Source organism: Synechococcus sp. UW179A, from assembly GCF_900473965.1.
In the GTDB taxonomy this organism is placed as follows: Bacteria; Cyanobacteriota; Cyanobacteriia; order PCC-6307; family Cyanobiaceae; genus Synechococcus_C.
The window spans coordinates 130,725-150,279 of the sequence record NZ_UCNJ01000025.1; the positions used below are offsets into that span (position 1 = coordinate 130,725).

The 19,555-nt window shown below is 57.5% G+C and carries 19 protein-coding genes and 2 tRNA genes; 9 read left to right on the forward strand and 12 right to left on the reverse strand.

Translation table 11 applies throughout. The features are described from left to right. Positions 1-45: 45 nt before the first annotated feature. The 4 genes from DXY31_RS12390 to murA all read right to left on the reverse strand — a co-directional run bounded on the left by DXY31_RS12390 (position 46) and on the right by murA (position 4,034). Positions 46-1,215, reverse strand: coding sequence for a folylpolyglutamate synthase/dihydrofolate synthase family protein (locus DXY31_RS12390; RefSeq protein ID WP_114994216.1), 1,170 nt, complete (start codon positions 1,213-1,215; stop codon positions 46-48). A 69-nt stretch (positions 1,216-1,284) separates the two neighbouring features. Further along, complete coding sequence (locus DXY31_RS12395) at positions 1,285-2,505, reverse strand: aspartate aminotransferase family protein (protein WP_114994053.1); 1,221 nt, start codon at positions 2,503-2,505, stop codon at positions 1,285-1,287. 110 nt (positions 2,506-2,615) lie between these two features. Next, a tRNA-Leu gene (locus DXY31_RS12400) sits at positions 2,616-2,697 on the reverse strand. Between the two features lie 38 nt (positions 2,698-2,735). Beyond that, the gene (gene murA, locus DXY31_RS12405; RefSeq protein WP_114994054.1) at positions 2,736-4,034 is read right to left on the reverse strand and encodes a UDP-N-acetylglucosamine 1-carboxyvinyltransferase; all 1,299 of its coding nucleotides are present in this window, start codon (positions 4,032-4,034) and stop codon (positions 2,736-2,738) included. Positions 4,035-4,178: 144 nt separating this feature from the next. Between murA and DXY31_RS12410 the strand changes: the two genes are divergently transcribed. Continuing rightward, positions 4,179-4,262 (forward strand) — tRNA-Leu (locus tag DXY31_RS12410). A 779-nt stretch (positions 4,263-5,041) separates the two neighbouring features. Here the strand turns inward: DXY31_RS12410 and DXY31_RS12415 are convergent. Next, positions 5,042-5,191, reverse strand: a complete 150-nt coding sequence (locus DXY31_RS12415) for a Nif11-like leader peptide family natural product precursor (RefSeq protein ID WP_114994055.1) — start codon at positions 5,189-5,191, stop codon at positions 5,042-5,044. A 135-nt stretch (positions 5,192-5,326) separates the two neighbouring features. After that, a complete protein-coding gene (locus DXY31_RS12420; protein WP_114994056.1) occupies positions 5,327-5,593 on the reverse strand; it encodes a Nif11-like leader peptide family natural product precursor in 267 nt (88 codons plus the stop codon). A 1,045-nt stretch (positions 5,594-6,638) separates the two neighbouring features. Between DXY31_RS12420 and DXY31_RS12430 the strand changes: the two genes are divergently transcribed. From DXY31_RS12430 to trpC, 4 genes are read left to right on the forward strand one after another with little or no spacing between them, the layout of a single operon-like run. Beyond that, a complete protein-coding gene (locus tag DXY31_RS12430; RefSeq protein ID WP_114994058.1) occupies positions 6,639-6,887 on the forward strand; it encodes a hypothetical protein in 249 nt (82 codons plus the stop codon). 1 nt (position 6,888) lies between these two features. Continuing rightward, on the forward strand, positions 6,889-7,764 hold the full coding sequence (locus DXY31_RS12435) for an RNA methyltransferase (RefSeq protein WP_244279751.1): 876 nt from the start codon (positions 6,889-6,891) through the stop codon (positions 7,762-7,764). Continuing rightward, on the forward strand, positions 7,761-9,209 hold the full coding sequence (lpdA, locus tag DXY31_RS12440) for a dihydrolipoyl dehydrogenase (RefSeq protein WP_114994059.1): 1,449 nt from the start codon (positions 7,761-7,763) through the stop codon (positions 9,207-9,209). Before DXY31_RS12435 ends, lpdA begins: the two co-directional genes overlap by 4 nt. A gap of 21 nt (positions 9,210-9,230) precedes the next feature. Further along, positions 9,231-10,115, forward strand: a complete 885-nt coding sequence (gene trpC / locus DXY31_RS12445; protein ID WP_114994060.1) for an indole-3-glycerol phosphate synthase TrpC — start codon at positions 9,231-9,233, stop codon at positions 10,113-10,115. A 3-nt stretch (positions 10,116-10,118) separates the two neighbouring features. On the opposite strand, the gene sodX is transcribed toward trpC, so the two are convergent. The 4 genes from sodX to DXY31_RS12465 form a co-directional block, all read right to left on the reverse strand. Beyond that, a complete protein-coding gene (sodX, locus tag DXY31_RS12450; RefSeq protein ID WP_256359636.1) occupies positions 10,119-10,460 on the reverse strand; it encodes a nickel-type superoxide dismutase maturation protease in 342 nt (113 codons plus the stop codon). A gap of 62 nt (positions 10,461-10,522) precedes the next feature. Further along, a complete protein-coding gene (sodN, locus tag DXY31_RS12455) occupies positions 10,523-10,996 on the reverse strand; it encodes a superoxide dismutase, Ni (protein ID WP_114994061.1) in 474 nt (157 codons plus the stop codon). 43 nt (positions 10,997-11,039) lie between these two features. Continuing rightward, positions 11,040-11,642, reverse strand: coding sequence for an FKBP-type peptidyl-prolyl cis-trans isomerase (locus DXY31_RS12460; RefSeq protein ID WP_114994219.1), 603 nt, complete (start codon positions 11,640-11,642; stop codon positions 11,040-11,042). Positions 11,643-11,677: 35 nt separating this feature from the next. Further along, entirely contained in the window at positions 11,678-12,007 is a 330-nt protein-coding gene (locus tag DXY31_RS12465; RefSeq protein WP_066906872.1) for a phasin family protein, read from the reverse strand. Between the two features lie 54 nt (positions 12,008-12,061). On the opposite strand from DXY31_RS12465, the gene DXY31_RS12470 reads away from it, so the two are divergent. Continuing rightward, positions 12,062-13,579 (forward strand): apolipoprotein N-acyltransferase, encoded by a 1,518-nt coding sequence (locus DXY31_RS12470; RefSeq protein WP_114994220.1) that lies wholly within the window; start codon positions 12,062-12,064, stop codon positions 13,577-13,579. Here the strand turns inward: DXY31_RS12470 and mnmA are convergent. Continuing rightward, the gene (gene mnmA, locus DXY31_RS12475) at positions 13,503-14,672 is read right to left on the reverse strand and encodes a tRNA 2-thiouridine(34) synthase MnmA (RefSeq protein ID WP_114994062.1); all 1,170 of its coding nucleotides are present in this window, start codon (positions 14,670-14,672) and stop codon (positions 13,503-13,505) included. The two genes, DXY31_RS12470 and mnmA, sit on opposite strands and share 77 nt — an antisense overlap. A gap of 40 nt (positions 14,673-14,712) precedes the next feature. Between mnmA and DXY31_RS12480 the strand changes: the two genes are divergently transcribed. The 3 genes from DXY31_RS12480 to DXY31_RS12490 all read left to right on the forward strand — a co-directional run bounded on the left by DXY31_RS12480 (position 14,713) and on the right by DXY31_RS12490 (position 18,325). Further along, a complete protein-coding gene (locus tag DXY31_RS12480; protein ID WP_371639415.1) occupies positions 14,713-16,284 on the forward strand; it encodes an NAD(P)H-hydrate dehydratase in 1,572 nt (523 codons plus the stop codon). Between the two features lie 154 nt (positions 16,285-16,438). Continuing rightward, positions 16,439-17,380, forward strand: a complete 942-nt coding sequence (locus DXY31_RS12485) for an RpoD/SigA family RNA polymerase sigma factor (RefSeq protein WP_114994063.1) — start codon at positions 16,439-16,441, stop codon at positions 17,378-17,380. 30 nt (positions 17,381-17,410) lie between these two features. Continuing rightward, entirely contained in the window at positions 17,411-18,325 is a 915-nt protein-coding gene (locus DXY31_RS12490) for a histone deacetylase (RefSeq protein WP_114994064.1), read from the forward strand. 45 nt (positions 18,326-18,370) lie between these two features. On the opposite strand, the gene pdhA is transcribed toward DXY31_RS12490, so the two are convergent. Then, positions 18,371-19,474 (reverse strand): pyruvate dehydrogenase (acetyl-transferring) E1 component subunit alpha, encoded by a 1,104-nt coding sequence (gene pdhA, locus DXY31_RS12495; RefSeq protein ID WP_114994065.1) that lies wholly within the window; start codon positions 19,472-19,474, stop codon positions 18,371-18,373. Positions 19,475-19,555: the final 81 nt, after the last annotated feature.

The window sequence follows — 19,555 nt, forward strand, 5'->3', positions numbered from 1 at the left end:
GCAGCTTCAGCAGCGATCTCATGGTTGCAGTGAGTGGCTTGTCGTTCACTCTGCCTCCAATAAGCCGTTTTCCATCAGGTAGCCGATCAGATAGAGAGATCCCGCGATCACTGGCGCCGAGTCAGGCCAGCCCTGATCCAGCAGTTGAGCGAGTGCGTGGGAAGCAGTCTGCGCTGATCTCAGTTGATGGGCCTGCAGCGGCAGCGATTGCTGTAGTTGTTCCAAGCTCCAGCTGCGATGACCGGGCACCGGCACAATCCAGGCCTCATCTTGCGGACTGAGCAGCTGTTGCAGCATCTCCGCTCCCTGCTTCTGTGCCTGGATCGCCAGGACCCAGACCTGCCGCGTGCCAGCGGATGTCCAGAAGCAGCGTTCTCGTGCCAGCTCAATGGCGGCAGGTGGATTATGGGCTCCGTCCACCCGCAGCCTTAAGCCCCTCCAGCGCATCCACTGCAAGCGACCGGGCCAGTGAGCTATGGCAAAGCCTGCACGGATGGCTTGGCTTGCGATCACTTCACTGCGTGAGCTCATCCATTCCAGGGCGGCGGCAGCCACAGCCCCATTGCGTTTCTGCCAGGTGCCTGAAAGGCCCAAGGTCCAGCTGTCATCCAATGCATCGACCCACTGCAGGGTGCCTTTCATCTCACTCACCCGTTGTTCGAGTACGGCAGACACCTCAGCCTCCTGGGTGGCACTGATCACATGTGCACCCACACCGATGGCCGCGGCTTTCTCAGTCGCGATGGCCTGAAGGTTGGGGCCCAGGTGCTCGCGATGGTCCATGCCGATCGACGCCACAGCAATTAAAGGCCTCCAGCTGTGGGCTGTGGTGGCATCCAGCCGGCCTCCCAGTCCGGCTTCGAGCACTAGCCAGTCGGGTTTCTGCTCTTCAAAGTGAATCATGGCAGTGCAGATCAGCTGCTCGAACGGTGTTAGGCGGCATTGTTCTGTCAGTGGTTGCAACTGCTCGAGCGTGTGTCGCAAGGCTGCGATGGAAATCACCTGGTCGTTGACGCGGATGCGTTCACACCAGCTCACCAAATGGGGCGACGTGGTCAGGCCTGAGCGCAGACCGGCTGCCATCAATCCATGGTGGATCAGGCAGGCGATGGACCCCTTGCCGTTGGTGCCCACGACCTGAACCGCTGGAATCGACTGAGCAGGCTGATGCAGCTGTTCCAGAGCAATGGTCATCCTGTCCAGCGACAAGTCCATGCCGCGTACGTCAAAGCGTGGCAGCAGATCACTCAAATCATGGGGAGTATGGCCCTCCTGCTGATTCACTCAGCTCACACGGTTCAGGGCTCGTTCCAGTCGCGTGAGCAGGGCCTGGATTTCTCGCGCATTAATCACCAGAGCAGGCACCATACGCACCACCTGAGCACCGGCGGGTACCACAAGCAGCTGTTCCTCAAGAGCTGCTTTCACCACGTCTATCGCAGTGATCCCGCAGTCCTGCTTAAGAACTAGGCCCTGAAGCAGCCCCCATCCACGTGACCCCTCCAAATAATCAGGGAAATGGTCTACGAGCCTGTTGAGGCCTGCACGCAGCTGGGCGCCTCGATCGCGCACATTGCGCAGCAGATTGCGCTTTTCGATTTCGCTCGCCACTGTCAGACAGGCCTGACAAGCGAAAGGGTTGCCGCCGAAGGTGCTTGCGTGGTCGCCAGGTTCGAAGACGTCCGCGTTGTGTCGCACCATCAGTGCACCGACGGCGTGTCCGCCGCCTAGGCCTTTGGCCAGGGTGAGGGCATCGGGACGAACCCCGAGCTGCTCATAACCCCAGAGCGTGCCGGTGCGGCCCATCCCCACTTGCACTTCATCGAAGATCAGCAGGATGTTGCGTTGATCGCAGTGCTCGCGGATGGCCTGCATCACGCCGGGATCACTGGGATTCACGCCTCCTTCGCCCTGAAGAGGCTCGATCAGTACTGCGGCCACGCGTGGACCGTTCTGTTCCAGTCGCTCGAGGAGTTGTTCGAAATCCGCGAGATCGTTGTACTGGAAGAATTCGAAACCTTCCACCATGGGCTCAAATCCCTGGTGGTATCTGGGTTGGCCAGTTGCGCTCACCGCTGCCAGCGTGCGCCCATGGAAGCTCGCCGAAGCAGTCATGATCACGGGGCGCTGTATCCCTCGCCGCAGATGACCGTGTTTTCGGGCAAGTTTGATCGCAGCTTCGTTGGCTTCAGCCCCCGAATTGCAGAAGAACACACTGTCTGCGCAGCTGTTGTTCACCAGCCACATCGCTAGCGCTTCTTGTTCTGGAATTCGATAGAGATTGGATACATGCTGAAGCTTGCGCAGCTGCCCGGTGAGAGCCTTGCGCATCGCTCTGTTGCTGTGCCCCAGGGTGCAGGTGGCGATACCGGCAACGGCATCCAGATAGCGACGGCTTCTGTCATCCCAGACCCAACAACCTTTGCCGCGTTGGAGGGAGAGCGCGAAGCGGTTGTATGTGCCCATCACCGCGTTGGACGAGGGCACTTGCTTTGGCTCCACCATGGATCGTTCAGTGCTGTTCCCCGGGGGAACAAAGACAAACCCATTGTCTCGCAATGTCCTGCAGCTTTGGGAGTGATTAGCTCAATCCTGTTGGAGACCTTGAAGATGAATAGGAGCGGTCGGACTTGAACCGACAAACCCGAAGGCGGCGCATTTTGAGTGCGCTGCGTCTACCAATTCCGCCACGCTCCCGCTTTTCAACTTTAGGTGATGCAATTCGGAGGAGTGTCTCAGGGACAGTGACGTTCCAGCTTCGCCCCGCTAGCCGTGAGTTTCGCTTCAATTCCGGCATAGCCCCGGTCGAGATGGTTAAGGCCGCTCACTTGCGTTCTGCCCTGAGCCACCAGGCCTGCAAGCACCATGGCTGCAGAGGCGCGCAAGTCGGTTCCATTCACAGGGGCTCCACTGAGAGACGGAACACCTTCAACCACAGCTGCGTTGCCCTGAACACGGATGGCCGCACCCATACGCTGCAGCTCTGCTACGTGTTGCATGCGGTTTTCATAGATCTTTTCAGTGATCACGCTGGTGCCTTGAGCTGTTGCCAGCAGGGCCATGAAAGGTGCCTGCAGATCGGTGGGGAAGCCCGGAAAAGGCTGGGTGGTGATATCGATGCCCTTGATGGTGCCTGGCGTGATGATGATGCCATCACCATCAATTTCGAGAGTGCAGCCACAATCGCGCAGTTTCTGGAGCACGGAACTGAGGTGATCGGGAACCACCGGGGCCACACGCAGGGTTGAGCGAGTGATTGCGGCAGCCAGCAGGAACGTTCCCGCTTCGATCCTGTCGGGAATCACCGTGTAGTCACAACCGTGCAGTCGCTCCACACCCTCAATCGTGATGGATGGTCCGCCGGCTCCGCTGATGCGAGCCCCCATGGCATTCAGCAGGTTGGCCAGGTCTTGAACCTCAGGCTCTTGCGCTGCGTTTTCGATCACACTGGTGCCTTCCGCCAGGCTTGCTGCCATCAGAATTGTTTCAGTGGCGCCGACGCTCGGGCAGTCGAGCACGATTGAGGCCCCTTTTAGACGTTTTCGTTCACCTGGAACCGTGGCAGAGACCACGCCATGTTCAACAGTCACCACAGCGCCGAGAGCCTTCAGGCCGCGGATGTGCTCAACCACTGGGCGGGCACCGATGCGACATCCGCCAGGCAGAGGAACTTTGGCGTGGCCCATGCGGGCGAGGATGGAACCAATCGCGAAGAAGCTGGCTCGGAGCCCATTCACAAGTTCGTATGGAGGCTCTGCGCTGGTGAGATCGGAAGCCTGAAGGTGGATGGTTTCACTGCTGCGCCGAACCTTCACACCCATTGAGACCAGAATGCTCTCCATTCCATCGATATCGGTCAGCGGAGGCACGTTTCTGAGGGAGAGCGTGTCTTCCGTCAGAAGGGCAGCCGTCATCAACACCAGAGCGGAATTCTTGGCACCGCTTACACGAAGCTCTCCGTGCAATTTGTTCCCGCCTTGGATCTCAAGATGTGGCTTGAGAATGTCGTGAGACGCGGGCGCCGCGGCTGTCATCCCTGTTATTTCCTGCCGAATGCTTATCTTGACGGCTATGTCTGAGACCGTCTAGACGGCCGGCCCCCAAACTGTCTTGTTGATCGACTGAACAGCCGGGTGCCGATGTCGTATGTTTCTCGGGTCGCATAGCGACACACGCCAGCGGATGTGGCGGAATTGGTAGACGCGCTAGTTTCAGGTACTAGTGGCAGCAATGTCGTGGGAGTTCAAGTCTCCCCATCCGCATCAAATCAGTTGATACAACTGGGTTCTTCGATAAGCTGAGCTTGTCGATGCACAGTGTGTGGCTGTTGACAATTGCAGGATAATGTGCATTGCTATTTATCACCCTTAATCAGACTTCGTATCGTTAGTGATATCGACGGCTAGTCGTATCAGTGAGGCAAACTAACGAACAGTCTTGTGACAGTGGAGAAGAGTTAAAAGTTCATCAATCGTTGGCGTTGATTGAGTCTTGTCTGAGTCTTGTATCAGTCGCCACCGGTGGTGAGAATTGCCTGAGCGGGATCAAGTCGTGTGGCTCTCCAAAGCCACACAGATACACGCGTGAAATAGAGGAGTGAGTATAAATGCTTAGTGCATAAATTATTCTGAGCCAGGCTGCGGCTGGTAAGTATTTATGCTTACTGTCCAGTGCCAAGCCCTGTCAGTAGCACTGGTTGTCATGACTAGTGAGCACCTATCCCCTTTGCTCAGCCCCAGCAGCCAGCCAGACCGCGTAGGGGGGCAACCAGGCGCTGCGTTATTGAGACATGGCCTGAGACATTTTTGTCATTTTTTATCGGGTTTAATATTGGCAACTACCCAATAATCGTGCCAGGTACTGAAGGCTGATTTGTGGGATTATTGGCGAGATTGAAAAAATAAAAAGCCCCTCTCAGTGCAGAGGCTTTGAGGGCAAAAGATTTCTATCGCTAGGGGCCTACGCAGCCGCCAGGTACTTGAGACGCCGCGCTTCCTATGCACTCCCCGCCAGCCATGCCTTCTAGTTCCTCTTCACTGAGTTAAGTCACCTTATCAGCGGTGAATTCGTGGCCATGCTCTTTAGCGATAGTCACGACATCTTCGGGTGACTTCACCGCTTTAAGTTTATCCTGAATGGACTGGTCGTCCTTAGCTTTGGCGAGGAATGCCTTGAGTTGCTCTAAGGTCATGGGTATCAGGTCTGTTTAGCAGTCATAGCAACGGTCTGCTGCAATGTCTTTGGCAAATAATTGACTGTTAAAATCGTGCCAGGTACCTAAGGCAATTTGCGGAATTTTCCAGAATGGACTTTCTGCTATCGTTAATTACAGCTTGCATTCAAAGCAAAGACTTTCCTCATTGGTCTCGTTGCAGTTTCCAAATATAGAATTTCCATGTACTCCTCCAGCAATATTTTCAAGCTGTCTTTCTGAAACTTCTACTTTTTTGATGTCATCAGCGCTTATTGCGTGGCCGTGTTCTTTAGCGATGCCCACGACGTCTTCAGGTGACTTAGCTGCTTTTAGCTTGGCTTGAAGATTGGAATCACCTTTCACTTTTTCCAGGAACGCTTTAAGTTGCTCTTCTGACATTAGGAATGATTCAGGTGTCACATTCTAGCCAAGATTCAGAGACTTGTCGTATTCAAGTTCCACGTACAGTTCAGCATATAAATATAGACCTTATATGAGTCACCTATTGATAAGTCAATAATCAGCATTGGATCCTTTGATAATTGGAGCGTTAACGACAATTAGAGAAGGATCCTGGGGCGTTAGGTATATCAGTATGGTAGGCCTTGAGATCCCAGTAAAAATAACCCCAGAGGCCCCTTGTAGACGATTTAAAGGGCCTATTTGAGAGTTTTCAACGTAGGTTGGTGGGCTCTGTACATCCTGTAAAACGGGATGATTTATTACTCCGACTAACCAGAAGCTTCAGTGCTTCAAATTCAGGGATTCTCTCACCGATCAGGACCTTCTCTCGATCACGAATAGGGAAATAAGGGATGTTATTGGCATACGCATTAAGACCACCTTCCCGTGGTCCACAAATATGGGAATACATTTAAATTAGACATTAGAATTATTAGTTACCCGTTTAGATGTTCTGACACTTCATGAATCGAACTTATGATGCATTTGAATCGTGATTTTTACATGCTAAATAAGCCGATAAGCTCGATGCCTGAATAGGTAATTGACTTGAGTTTCTTGGCTGTTAGGTGCTGAAGTTTTTGGAGCAGTGGATGCGTGAATGGTGGTTGTGAAGCTGAATGCTTCGCCTTCAGTGACTTGGCTTTTTTGGGGGTGTTGCCCCCTTGACTCCTTCAAGCTCACAGCCATTCTGCTGAACCCCGCTGCATAGCTTTGGTGCAGACCCCCAAGAGGTTCTGGTGAACTTCTGGTAATTGGCCCAGATCCCACACGGAGCCCAGGTTCAATTCATCCGCAAGCCGGTAACTCCAAGGTTTCGGGGCGCTGGATCTCTGGCCCGGGTCACAGGCTAGGCGCCACTGGAAGCCTTCCTTGTGTTGCATTGATGCCGCTGCTCACTGCGCTTAGCCCCCCAACGCGGCAATAGTTCAACCCTCTCCATCCGAACTATCTTGTGCTCATAAGGCTTCAACCACTGCCCATGATTGTTCTGAAGATCTCCAACTCATCAGAGGTTGTGGCGTCCAAGGTAGGAAAGTTTTTGGAAGCCCTCACTCCCGATAAGGTTGATCAGGCTGCTGTTGAAGACCAGGTCATCAAGAAGTTGGTGGAGAATCTTTCTGCCGAGGGCATCAAAGGAGAAATTGCGTCCGTTAACGGTGTCGATATCGCCGGAAGCGAGCTCAGCCTTCACGATGGTTTGAAAGTGCGGAAGCACACCAGCTTCTGAGGTGAATCAGGTTCCGGGATTCGGCGTCGGTCTGATTACCAGTCGCCGCAATCCGCTTGTGCGGCGTCTTCGCTCCCTGTCGACGTCCTCAGGGCGTCAGCAGGATGGCCATCTTTTACTTGAAGGAACACATCAGCTGCAGGAGCTGCTGTCTCTGACAAGAAGGTTGACAACGCCCGTCAAGGTGATCGCGACGCCTGCCTGGCTGGATTCCCATTCGGATCTGATCGATCGGTTGGGTGATCACATCGATCTGCAGCCGATGGCCGATGAAGCCCTCAGGGCAGCGCTCTCCACGGTCAACCCAGACGGAGTGGCCTGCCTCTGGCCGATCGACCAGCTGCCGGCGTCTACTGAAGCTCCATCGTTTGTGTTGGCGCTGGATCGTGTACAGGATCCCGGGAATGTGGGCACCTTGCTGCGCACGGCACTGGCAGCCGATGTGGAGGAGGTCTGGCTTGCCGCCGGCGCCGATCCTCTGGCTCCGAAAGTGGTGCGTTCAGCCGTTGGAGCAGTGCTGAGACTGCCGCTCAGACGTTTGGGACCAACGGATGTGCCTGGAGTGGAACAGTTGGCCTGCACGCTTTGTGCAGCCCGAGATCGTGGCCTTCAGGTGGTGGCGGCTCTGGTGCCTGACTCAGTGGTCGGGGTGCCGGTGATTCCTTACTGGCAGCTGGACTGGTGCCGTCCCACCGTGTTGGTGCTCGGCAATGAGGCAGCAGGTTTGCATCCATCACTGCAAGCCTGCTGCAGCCATGGGGTCACCCTTCCCCACAGCACTAAGGTTGAGTCTCTGAATGTCGCCTCAGCAGCTGTTCCTCTCCTCTTGGAACGCCGACGGGCGACAATGACGGCCTCCATGCAGCTGTCCGGGTGAGCGACGCCAGTTTCGACTTCGATGTAATCGTGATCGGTGCCGGTTATGGCGGTTTCGATGCGGCCAAACATGCCGCCGATCACGGACTGAAGGTGGCGATCATCGAGTCGCGCGATATGGGTGGCACCTGCGTCAATCGCGGTTGTGTTCCCTCCAAAGCCCTTTTGGCCGCAGCAGGCAGGGTGCGAGAGCTGGCCGATGCGCAGCATCTCTCCAGCTTCGGCATCCATGCGGCACCCGTTCGCTTTGAGCGCCAGAAGATTGCTGATCATGCCAATGATTTGGTAGCCACGATCCGCAGCAACCTCACCAAGACGCTGGAGAGGGCTGGGGTCACGATCATTCGTGGCCAGGGACGCTTGGATGCTCCACAGAGGGTTGGAGTTCGTGAAATCAGCGGTGTCGACAGGATTCTCTCGGCTCGTGATGTCATCCTGGCAACAGGTTCCGATCCATTCGTCCCGCCCGGTATCGAGACGGATGGACGCAGCGTGTTCACCAGTGATGAGGCCGTGAACTTGGAATGGCTGCCGCGCTGGATTGCCATCATTGGCAGTGGTTACATCGGCCTGGAGTTCGCCGACGTCTACACCGCGCTCGGATGCGAGGTGACCATGATCGAGGCTCTGGATCGGGTGATGCCCACCTTCGATCCAGACATTGCCAAACTTGCTGCGCGCAAGCTGATTGATGGGCGCGACATCGATGCCCGTTCAGGCGTGCTGGCCAAGTCGATTAAGCCCGGTTCCCCCGCTTTGATCGAACTGGTTGACATGCAGACCCGTGAACCCGTTGAGACTTTGGAGGTCGATGCGGTGTTGGTGGCCACGGGCAGGGTGCCTAGCAGCAAAGGACTCAATCTTGAGGCACTGGGCATTGAAACCAACCGGGGATTTGTGCCCATCGACGATGGCATGCATGTTCTGGCCACTGGTCAGCAAGTACCCCATCTCTGGGCCGTTGGGGATGTGACCGGCAAGCTGATGCTGGCCCACACCGCTGCTGCTCAGGGCACGGTGGCTGTTGACAACATCCTTGGCCACGCCCGTGAGATCGACTACCGCAGTATTCCTGCAGCCACGTTCACGCACCCCGAAATCAGCTCAGTGGGGCTTAGCGAAGCCGATGCCAAGCAGCAGTCTGCTGATCAGGGCTTTGAGCTTGGGGTGGTGCGCAGCTACTTCAAGGCCAATTCCAAGGCTCTGGCGGAACTGGAAAGTGACGGACTGATGAAATTGCTCTTCAACAAGGTCACAGGTGAGGTGCTTGGTGCCCATATTTATGGATTGCACGCTGCCGACCTGATTCAGGAGGTTTCTAATGCGGTGGCCCGTCGTCAGAGTGTGCGCCAGCTGGCCACTGAAGTGCATACCCATCCCACCCTCAGCGAAGTGGTTGAAGTGGCCTACAAGCAGGCTGCAGCTTCCCTCATCGCCGCTGCCTGATTACCTCCCACCACTGCCGTTATGGAGTTTCGTCGTCGTCCACCCAACCCCAAGATTCAGGTGGCCCATCTCGAATATGCGATTCCTCACGAGGAGAGTGAGCCACGCAACATCCTGGAGAAGATCGTTTGGGAGAAAGACCGGGAAATTGAAACAGCTCGTCAGCGCATGCCGCTGGCCAAGCTGAAAGCACGCGTCGCTCAACTTCCCAAGTCAAGAGATTTTCTGGCAACGTTGCGATCGGCTCCGGTCTTACCAGCTGTGATTGCTGAGGTCAAAAAGGCCAGTCCCAGCAAAGGTGTGATTCGAGAGGATTTCGATCCCGTTGCGATCGCACGCTCCTACGTGGCCGGTGGTGCCAGCTGCCTGTCCGTGTTGACGGATAAGGCGTTTTTTCAGGGTGGTTTTGATGTGCTGGTTGCCGTGCGCGAAGCAGTGGATGTGCCGCTGCTCTGTAAAGACTTCATCCTCAGCCCCCATCAGCTTTATCAGGCGCGTGCTGCTGGCGCTGATGCAGCTCTGTTGATCGCCGGCATCCTCTCGAATCAGGATCTGTCCTACTTGAAGAAAGTGGCTGCGGCGATCGGACTCACGGTGCTGGTGGAAGTGCACGACTCGCAAGAATTACAGCGTGTTCTCGCTCTTGGTGGTTTCCCATTGATTGGTATCAATAACAGGGATCTCACCAGTTTTGAGACCGATCTCTCCACCACTGAGCAATTGGCCCAACAGTTTGAAGACGACTTGAAGGCCCAAGGCGTGTTGCTGGTGAGCGAGTCGGGTTTGTTCGTGCGAGCAGATCTCGATCGTGTGCAAGACGCAGGTGCTTCAGCGGTGTTGGTGGGTGAAGCCCTGATGCGTCAGCAGAACGTTGAACAGGGCCTTCGCAGCTTGATCTCAGGCTGAGATTCAGTTGTTGTCGATCTGCCGAGCTGTTGATGGAATCACAGCTGTTACAACCCCGATGACCCGGTTCAATGGAACTTGTCCGAAGTGGCGGCTGTCTGTGCTTCCGTCTTGGTTGTCGCCCCTGAGCTCCAGCCAGGTTTCTGTGGACTGCCAGACGCGCTTTGTGATTACCAGATTGAGATCGCTTGGGTGAAAACACACCACAACAGTGCCCGGTGAGGGCGGCTGGGCTGTTTTAGGCAGAGTCTTCACCAGCAGCCGTTGCTTGGGTTGAAGAGCGGGGAGCATGGAGTCACCTTCCACTTGGAACAGTCTTCGTCTGCCTAAAAAAAACAGCAGCATGTCTTTAAGACCTGCTGCTGGAACTGGAGCGTTCACTGTGACTCACCCAGACTCTGGGGCACTCAGGATGCGGTGACCCAGGCGTCGTTGCGGCCCTTCGACTGCCAGAACATGCCATGGATTTTTTCAACGGCAGCCATCAGCTCTTCTGCCTTGCCCTGATCGATGTTGACCTTGCAGGCGCTGCAGAGTTTGGCTGCTTTCCAGAAGGTGTCGTGCAGATCGGGGAAGGTGGCGAGGTGATCGGGCTTGAAGTAATCCGTCCAGAGGATCATCAGTTCTTTCTTGGCCTTGGTGGCTTCCTCTTCCTTGATCGCGACGTAACGCGAAAACGTGTTGTTGTAGGTCGCCAGAGCTGCAGCGTCGCCTGCTGCAGGAGCCTCGATGGCCTTGAGCTTTTTGGTCATCGAGAGGACAGCCTCTGCAGCTACGCGAGCTGAAGCTGGGTCATAGACCCCACAAGGACCGTCACAGTGGGCTTGTGCTGCTTCAGCAGGTAGTGCGCGAACGATGGCTGTGAGTGCCGAGCGGAACACGTGGGTTGAGGGTCAACTGCCGTCCGCTCAGCCTAACTGGCGCTCAAGACTTGATGTCGAGCAGCTCCACTTCGAAAATCAGCGTTGCGTTGGGTGGAATGACGCCGCCGGCTCCGCGGGTGCCGTAGCCGAGCTCAGGTGGGATCACCAGCCTGCGCTTGCCGCCCACCTTCATGCCCTGGACGCCTTCATCCCATCCTTTAATGACTTGCCCGCGTCCGAGCGGGAAGCTGAAGGGCTTGCCGCGGTCATAGCTGGCGTCGAACTGTTCGCCGTTTTCCAGCGTTCCTCGGTAATGGACCACAACGGTCTGCCCGGCGACGGCTTCAGGCCCGGTGCCGACCTCAAGGTCGGTGATGCGCAAACCGTTGGCGAGGATCTGAGATTTATCGGCGCTCATGGCGCCTCCCAGTGCCGACGCGTCGGCTTGGTTGGTGTCGGGTGCCATAGCGAAAAGGGTTGGATTGGTCTCATCGGGATCCAGTTCCATCGGACTGGATGCGCTGCTCAGACCAGCGGTCTGAACGATGGCGGGTTGCGCTGCCGGAGCTGCGGCGATCACGGTGGATGGAGCCACGATCTGACTGACGAGAGCCACGATCAGGCATCCCACGCAGACGGCAGAACTGATCAGAATGTCGCGCACTGGAGATCTGTTCGTTCCTGCTAATTCTGGCAGGCTCACTCCTGACGATCACGTTGGCGCAGCTGTTGCTCGAGTCGGTCGATCCGGCCCCGCAGTTCATCCAGCTCCTTCTGGCTGGCGAGACCCAGATCCTGAAGCAAGTTGTCACGGTTGCGTTCGAGGTTGCGCCCCATCTGCTGCTCAAGCTCGGGTGTTTCCCCGCGCAGAGCCTTCAGGACGTCGTCCACGAGTGCGGAGGCATGAGTTGCATCCAGGCGTCCACTGCTGACCCATTCCTGGGTCACGTAGCGAAGACGGTCAGCCACCAGGGTGGTGGTTCCGAGACCACGGAGCAGCAGTTGCTGAAGGGGGTTGGCGGTCTCCATCGAGAATCGCAGTTCAGTCCGAATTCAGGATGACGGCATCCAATGGTGCTGACCATGGGCAATGACCGATCCCTGCGATTGCTCAGGGGGTTGAGCGGAGGCGTTCTGGCAGGACTAGGCCTCTGTCTTTCAGGTCCCTGGTGGATGGTTCCAGCCTTGGCGTTGTTGTGGTCTGTGGTCCGATCTCCTCTGGCGGCGGCACTGTGGGCCGCGGTGGCCATAGCCATCAGCCATCGCTGGTTGATTGCCCTTCACCCCCTGACCTGGCTCGGGGTACCAGCACCACTGAGTCTCCCCCTTGCTCTGATGGTCTGGTTGGCCTGCGTCCTCTCCGCAGCCCTGCTTGTGGCGGGATGGAGTCTGTTGGCGCGCTGGCTGCCCGGTCGTAGCCGCTTAGCGCAGGCCGTGGTTCTGTCTCTGGTCTGGGGCTTGAGCGAGACACTTCTCGCCAGGGGGCCACTCTTCTGGATTGGTGTTGGCGGGAGCGCTCTCCCCGCTGACCACTGGCTTGCAGGTCTAGCCAGTTGGTTCGGTGCCGGAGGTCTGGCAGCTGTTCAGCTCCTGCTGGGTTGGTGGCTCTGGCAATTGTGGAGTGCAGTCCGCCTTGAAGGTGAGCAGCGCTGGCGGCTGCTTCGCTGGGGTGTCCTTGCCCTTGTGCTCGCCCATGGTTTGGGTGCCGTGGCCTTGAAGGGAGTCGCTCAGGGCTCGGAAAACGACGAAGCTGCATTGCCGATGGCCCTTTGGCAAACGGCGATCCCCACCCGTGAGAAGTTCAGCGTTCGTCGGCAGACCGAGCTGCCTCGCAGATTGCGTCAGGCCCTGGACAGCGCCGAACGAGGCGGGGCCCAACTGCTGATTGCTCCTGAGGGCACGCTCCCAGTGAATTTTGGTATTGAACACGGCGAGGGGATTCCCCTGATCAGTGGAGGCTTTCGTTTCGTGGCGGGCCAGCAGCGCAGCTCACTACTGCTGATGGCATCTCAGACGCCAGGAACGTTCAACAGCATCGACAAGCACCGTCTGGTGCCGCTTGGGGAATGGGCTCCGTCTTGGCCTGGACTGGCCGGATTGTCGGCGGTCGGAGGCCTGCAGTCAGGTGAGCCCTCCAGGCTCTGGCGCTGGGGTGGTCCTCCTGCGGCGGTGGCCATCTGTTACGAGATCAGCAATGGAACAGCCCTGGCCGAGGCCGTGGCGGATGGTGCGCAATGGATCCTGGCAGCAGCCAATCTCGACCCCTATCCGCTGCTGCTACAGAGTCAGTTCCTGGCCTTGGCACAACTGCGCAGCCTGGAGACTGCCAGGCCACTCGTCTCGGTTGCTAACACGGGCCCCACGGCTCTGATTGCCGACATGGGGGTGGTTCAGTCAGAGCTTCCAGCCATGCTCCCTGGGCTGCTGTCGGTGCGACTGGAACCGGTGCAGGGCATGACGCTGTATGCGCTTTGGCGTGAGTGGCCCCTCTGGCTGATGCTTTTGGTGGCTGCCGGTGTTCTGCTTAGAACGAGTTCTGGATCAGGCCCCCTCCCAGCACGGACTCGCCTTCGTAGAACACCGCCGCCTGGCCGGGGGTGATTGAGAACTGAGGCTCGTCGAACCTCAGTCGGCAGCGATGGGGACGTTGCCCAGCAATATCGGCATCACTGGCCTCGATGCAGGTGAGATCGGCCATCACCGGGCCGCTGCGGTAACGAACTTGCACCTCCACTCTGCGGCTGAAACCTGCATCCGGTGGTGCGATCGAGACCCAGTTGATGGCTCCTACCTCACAACAAGCGCGACCTGCCTCGGCCCTGGGTGCCACCACCACGCGATTCATCGCCGCATCAAGGCGCACGACATGCAGAGGTTCGCTCCATGCCACACCCAGTCCCTTGCGCTGGCCAATGGTGAAGTGCTCGATCCCATCGTGATGGCCCACAATTGTGCTGTCCTGAAGCACGATCTCTCCCTGTCGCGGCGGCAGATAGGCATCGAGGAACGCTCGCATGGAGCCGTGATGGTCGGCCAGGCAGAGGTCCTGACTCTCTGGTTTCTTCGCAGTGCGCAGTCCATGGCGGCTCGCTTCCAGTCGGGTATCGGGTTTGGTGAGTTCGCCCAGCGGAAAGACCACGCGGGAAAGCACATCCTGGTTGAGGTCGTACAGGAAATAGCTCTGGTCTTTGCGGGTGTCCAGACCCCTTAAAAGCTTCCAGCGTCCTGTGGTTTCATCCAGGCGTATCCGGGCGTAATGACCTGTGGCAACGCGTTCGAGCCCCCGTTCTTGCCGTGCCCACTCGAGCATCGGTCCGAATTTCACCGACCTGTTGCAGCGCGAACAGGGCAGGGGCGTGATCCCAGCTTGGTAGCCCTCGATCAAGCCCTCCACAATTTCGCGTGCGAAGTTGTCGCGCGAATCAACGATGTGATGGGGGACGCCCAGTTGCTCGCAGATTCCTGCCGCATCCACCAGTCCTTCGGCGCAGCAGGCGCCTTTGCCGCTCATCAGCCAGAGCGTTAGCCCTTCAATTTCCCAGCCTGCCTCCACCAGCAATGCAGCGGTGAGGGAGCTGTCAACTCCTCCGGACAGCCCTACCGCCACGCGGTGCTCACCAGGCCAGGCGTGCAGGCGCTCCAGGGCCTGGGCACCGGCTGACGTGGCGGCAATGCTGGGCGTCGTTGCCGACATGGCTGGGCGGGCATGAACAGGATTCTCTTTCCATAGTGAGGTGCCATGGGTCTCGGCAGTGATCTGGCCACCCGCTGATGCAGACCATCTTCTTGTCTCCGCCGATCAGATGCTCGCTCTGGAGAGGGAGTGGCTGGCCAGTGGCCTTGCGGTAGCGGCTTTGATGGAAACGGTGGGCCAGCGCATGGCTGACTGGTTTCTGGCACGTCCGGAGTTATTGGCTTCCGGCGTTTTGGTGCTGGTTGGACCAGGTCACAACGGTGGCGACGGACTGGTGGTTGGTCGCAAGCTGCTGGAAGCGAATGTGGATGTAAGGGTCTGGGCGCCTCTTGCTTTGCGTCAGCCCCTCACGCTGGAGCATTGGCGCCACCTGCACTGGCTTGGCGCCGCTTCCTTGCAGTCTTGTCCTGATCCAGCTCAACAGGGTCTTTGGATCGAGGCGCTGTTTGGTCTGGGTCAGAAGCGTCCATTGCCTGCAGATCTTGCTGATCTGCTGCAACGCAGACAACATCATTGCCCGGGGCGTTTGGTGAGTCTGGATCTTCCCGCTGGTCTGGATTCCGATACCGGCTGCCCGATGGAGGGTGGTGCCGCGATTGCTTCGGACACTCTTTGCGTGGGATTGATCAAGCGCGGACTCGTGCAGGACGCTGCTTTGGCGCATGTGGGCCGCCTGCACCGCATTGACCTGGCTGTGCCCATGCAGCTCACGCAGTCGCTCCCACCACCGGCGAAGCTGCTTCTACGGACTGATGATCTTGCTGAACTGCCGCGTCCTCCGGAGTTGCCGGTGGCGACGAAATATCAGAGGGGGCGTCTGTTGTTGATCGCTGGCAGCGAGCGCTATCGGGGTGCAGCCCACCTAGCACTGCGTGGGGCCCTGGCCAGTGGTGCTGGCAGTGTCGAGGCCTGTCTCCCTGATTGCGTGGCGGAACATCTCTGGCAGCAGGCTCCTGAGGTGGTTCTAAGGGCGCGTCTCTCGTCGGACCACCGTGGGGCATTGGCGTGGGGAGGGGCCTGGGATGAGTGTGATCTGGCTCGTTTAGATGCCGTCCTGCTTGGGCCGGGTCTGGGAATGGTGCAGGGATGTTGGCACCAGTGGGCGGATCCCCTGCTTGGTTTCACCGGCTTGCTTGTGCTTGATGCCGATGGGCTTAATCAACTAGCTGCCGCTGATGGCGGCTGGCGCTGGTTGTTGAAACGATCTGGACCGACGTGGATCACGCCTCACAGCAGTGAATTTGAGCGCTTGTTCCCCGACTGCCTGCAGGCCTCTCCGCTGGACAAGGCCGCGGCAGCGGCAAATTGCTCAGGTGCGGTTGTGTTGCTGAAGGGTGCTCACACCGTGATTGCTTCCCCTGGCGGAGACGTGAGGCAACTAACAGGCACTGATCCAGAGGTGGCTCGCACAGGCCTGGGTGATCTTCTGGCTGGTCACGCCGCTGGTTGGGGATCCCGCTGTCTAGCGGCCAAGGGCTATCTCAGTTTCGAAGACCTTGCCGCATCTGCCTTGTTACACGCCGTTGCGGCTCAACAATGCGATCGAGGCAGTGGTGCAATCGCAATTTCAGATCAATTAGCGAGTCTCACGCGTTTCAAGTTGCGATCTTGACTTGATGTGCTGATGAGTTTGGCATATCTACATTTTTTACAAGATTCACCGGGTTTTGTGTCGTTTTCAACGCATGAATCTGAAGGGTTGCTGAAAACACATCGCTGATCGTGAAATTCATAGGACAGTCGCATCACGACACAGATTCATCCCCATGGTCTCATCGGCAGCAGGGGTTTCAGAAACCCAAAAACGACGAAGTAGTGATCCGATCAGTTGGTACCTCGCCACGATCGGCCGGATTCCTCTGCTTACTCCAGCTGAGGAGATTGAGTTGGGGAACCAGGTGCAGCAACTCATGCAACTCACTGAGGATGGAACGATTCCACCTGACAGTGAGTCATTCTCAAGCAAGCAGAAGCGGATGATTCGCGTTGGCCTGCGTGCCAAGCAGCGAATGATGAAAGCCAATCTGCGCTTGGTTGTGAGTGTCGCCAAAAAATATCAAGGGAAAGGTCTTGAACTGCTTGATCTGATTCAAGAGGGTTCGCTTGGGCTGGAGCGTGCTGTTGAAAAATTTGATCCCACCCGTGGCTACAAATTCTCGACCTACGCCTTTTGGTGGATTCGCCAGAGCATGACGCGCGCCATTGCTTGTCAATCGCGCACCATCCGTTTGCCTGTTCATCTCAGCGAGCGCCTCACAACGATTCGCAAAGTGAGTTTGGATCTCGCCCACAAGCTCGGTGCGATGCCCAGTCGACTCGAGATCGCTGAGGCGATGGACATGCCTGTTCAAGAACTTGATTCGCTGTTGAGGCAGGCACTGACCACCAGCAGCTTGGATGCACCTGTGAATGGCGAGGAAGGTCGTAGCTTCCTTGGCGACCTGATTGCTGACTCTTCACTGGGCGAGCCGCTCGACAAGGTGGAGCAACGCATTCATCACGAACAGCTCGGGCGCTGGATGAGCCATCTCAGTGATCAGGAACAGCACGTTCTCACCCTGCGTTTCGGTCTGAATGGCAATGAGCGACACACATTGGCCGAAATTGGTCGTTTGCTTGAGGTCTCGCGTGAGCGTGTCCGTCAGGTGGAGCTCAAGGCATTGCGCAAACTGCGTAACCTGACACGTCGCGTTGCACCCAGCTTCTGATTTGTCAGAGGTCAGTGGTCCTTTGAATCGTTGAAACCACCACTCGTTTATCACGAGGTTTACAGCGCTCCGCTCCCCAGTAGTCATCGTTTCCCGATGGCGAAGTTTCGCCAGCTCGACAGATGTCTCAGAGACACGGGGCTGGCCAATGACGTTCAGATGCATCGACCACTTCCAGTTCCTCGTCGGCTACTGGAATTGGTGCATGACCGCGCCTATCACGAAGCATTTGCCAGGGACAGGCTGGATCGCCAGGCACAAAGGCGAATTGGACTTCCTGTTACGACCCCTTTGGTGCAGCGTACCTTTCTTGCCGTTGGAGGTTCGCTTCTCACAGCTCAACTGGCTTTGAAGCATGGTCTGGCCTGCCACCTCGCCGGTGGAACGCACCATGCCTTTCCTCGTTACGGCAGTGGGTTCTGTATCTTCAATGACCTGGCGATCTGTGCTCGCGTGCTGCTGGAGCAGCAGGGCCTTAGCCAGATCATGGTGGTGGATCTTGATGTCCACCAGGGCGATGCCACTGCGCTGATCTTCCAGGACGACCCCCGCGTATTCACCTTTTCAGCGCATGCTCTGTCCAATTTTCCTGCGCGTAAGCAGAACAGTGATCTCGACCTGCCGATCAGCGATGGGGTGGAGGATCAGGAGTACCTCGCCTTGATTGGCGAGCATCTGCCCGATCTGCTGGACCGGTTGAATCCGCAGATCGTTCTTTACAACGCCGGTGTTGATCCTCATCGCGATGATCGTCTGGGACGACTGGCCTTAACGGATGTCGGCCTGTTGCAAAGGGATCACCTGGTGCTGGATGCCTGTCTGCGCCGCAATATTCCAGTGGCCACAGTGATTGGCGGTGGTTACGACGCCATGACGCCATTGGTCAAGCGGCATGCACTGGTGTTCAGGGCCGCAGCTGATCAGGCCCGTTTGCATGGTCTGTGATCAGTTTGAGATGGGTTGATCAGGCTCTGGCTTTGAGGCCGGGCGTCAGTCTTCGGCCCAGATGTAGCGGGTGAGTTCAGAGCCATCCGGTTCGGGTGCGCTGAGGGCGAAGTCGACACAGTCCTGCACGATGCCATCGATGTCCTTTTCGATCGCTCGCAGGTCTTCGCTGCTGGTTAAACCGGAGCCGACTAGATCGCGTTCAAGCGCTTTGAGTGGATCGCGTTTGGCCCAGAACTGTTTTTCCTCTTCGGCGCGCAGTTCATCGGGGTCAGCCAGCGAATGGCCTCGGAAGCGGTAGGTCAGGCACTCCAACACCGTGGGACCTTCTCCAGCCCGGGCACGTTCAACGGCTCGCTGAGCTGCAGCCCGAACGGCCAGCACGTCCATACCATCGACCTCTTCTCCGGCCATGCCGAAAGCACCGGCCTTGCGCCAGATCTCCGGATCGCTGGTGGCACGGTCGTGGGCCATGCCGATCGCCCATTTGTTGTTCTCCACCACAAAAATGATCGGCAGCTTCCAGAGCTGCGCCATGTTCAGGCACTCGAAGAATTGGCCGTTGTTGCAAGTGCCGTCTCCGAAAAATGCTGCAGTGACGGAATTGCTGCTGGGGTCACCCAGGGCATCCCGCTTGTAGCGGCTGGTGAATGCTGCTCCGAGGGCCACCGGGATGCCTTCCCCGATGAAGGCAAAACCGCCAAGCAGATGGTGCTCTTTGGAAAACAGGTGCATCGAGCCTCCCCGCCCTTTGCTGCAACCTGTTTCCTTGCCGAACAGTTCGCTCATCACCTCACGGGCTGGAACCCCAGCACTGAGGGCATGAACGTGATCGCGGTAGGTGCTGCAGAACCAGTCGTGTTGTCGCTTCATAGCGCCGATCACACCGGTGCTCACAGCTTCCTGGCCGTTGTAAAGGTGCACGAAGCCAAACATTTTGCCGCGGTAGTACATCTCCGCGCATTTGTCCTCAAAGCGGCGTCCCAGGGTCATGTCGCGATACAGCGCCAGGCCGGTCTCCCTGTCAACGGTGGCCCTTTGGGCTGTCACCAGGGTCGAAAGCCGTTCCGCATGGGCACCGAGCAGGGACTGGCCGTCGGAGGCGGTGGCGCTGCGTGACTCTGTGCCGATTGCGATGTCCTGACCCATGGCACCACCTATTTGACCACCAACTTTAAGGGTCCATGGCGGATCGATGGGCAAAATCCCAGACACTGCCTACAGTCTGCA

What these genes read in the sequence shown, in the direction of transcription:
- DXY31_RS12390 (WP_114994216.1), bottom strand. Translation starts at nt 1,215, where the DNA reads ATGGACTTGTCGCTGGACAGGATGACCATTGCTCTGGAACAGCTGCAT.
- DXY31_RS12395 (WP_114994053.1), bottom strand. Translation starts at nt 2,505, where the DNA reads ATGGTGGAGCCAAAGCAAGTGCCCTCGTCCAACGCGGTGATGGGCACA.
- murA (WP_114994054.1), bottom strand. Translation starts at nt 4,034, where the DNA reads ATGACAGCCGCGGCGCCCGCGTCTCACGACATTCTCAAGCCACATCTT.
- DXY31_RS12415 (WP_114994055.1), bottom strand. Translation starts at nt 5,191, where the DNA reads ATGACCTTAGAGCAACTCAAGGCATTCCTCGCCAAAGCTAAGGACGAC.
- DXY31_RS12420 (WP_114994056.1), bottom strand. Translation starts at nt 5,593, where the DNA reads ATGTCAGAAGAGCAACTTAAAGCGTTCCTGGAAAAAGTGAAAGGTGAT.
- DXY31_RS12430 (WP_114994058.1), top strand. Translation starts at nt 6,639, where the DNA reads ATGATTGTTCTGAAGATCTCCAACTCATCAGAGGTTGTGGCGTCCAAG.
- trpC (WP_114994060.1), top strand. Translation starts at nt 9,231, where the DNA reads ATGGAGTTTCGTCGTCGTCCACCCAACCCCAAGATTCAGGTGGCCCAT.
- sodX (WP_256359636.1), bottom strand. Translation starts at nt 10,460, where the DNA reads ATGCTGCTGTTTTTTTTAGGCAGACGAAGACTGTTCCAAGTGGAAGGT.
- DXY31_RS12465 (WP_066906872.1), bottom strand. Translation starts at nt 12,007, where the DNA reads ATGGAGACCGCCAACCCCCTTCAGCAACTGCTGCTCCGTGGTCTCGGA.
- DXY31_RS12470 (WP_114994220.1), top strand. Translation starts at nt 12,062, where the DNA reads ATGGGCAATGACCGATCCCTGCGATTGCTCAGGGGGTTGAGCGGAGGC.
- mnmA (WP_114994062.1), bottom strand. Translation starts at nt 14,672, where the DNA reads ATGTCGGCAACGACGCCCAGCATTGCCGCCACGTCAGCCGGTGCCCAG.
- DXY31_RS12485 (WP_114994063.1), top strand. Translation starts at nt 16,439, where the DNA reads ATGGTCTCATCGGCAGCAGGGGTTTCAGAAACCCAAAAACGACGAAGT.
- pdhA (WP_114994065.1), bottom strand. Translation starts at nt 19,474, where the DNA reads ATGGGTCAGGACATCGCAATCGGCACAGAGTCACGCAGCGCCACCGCC.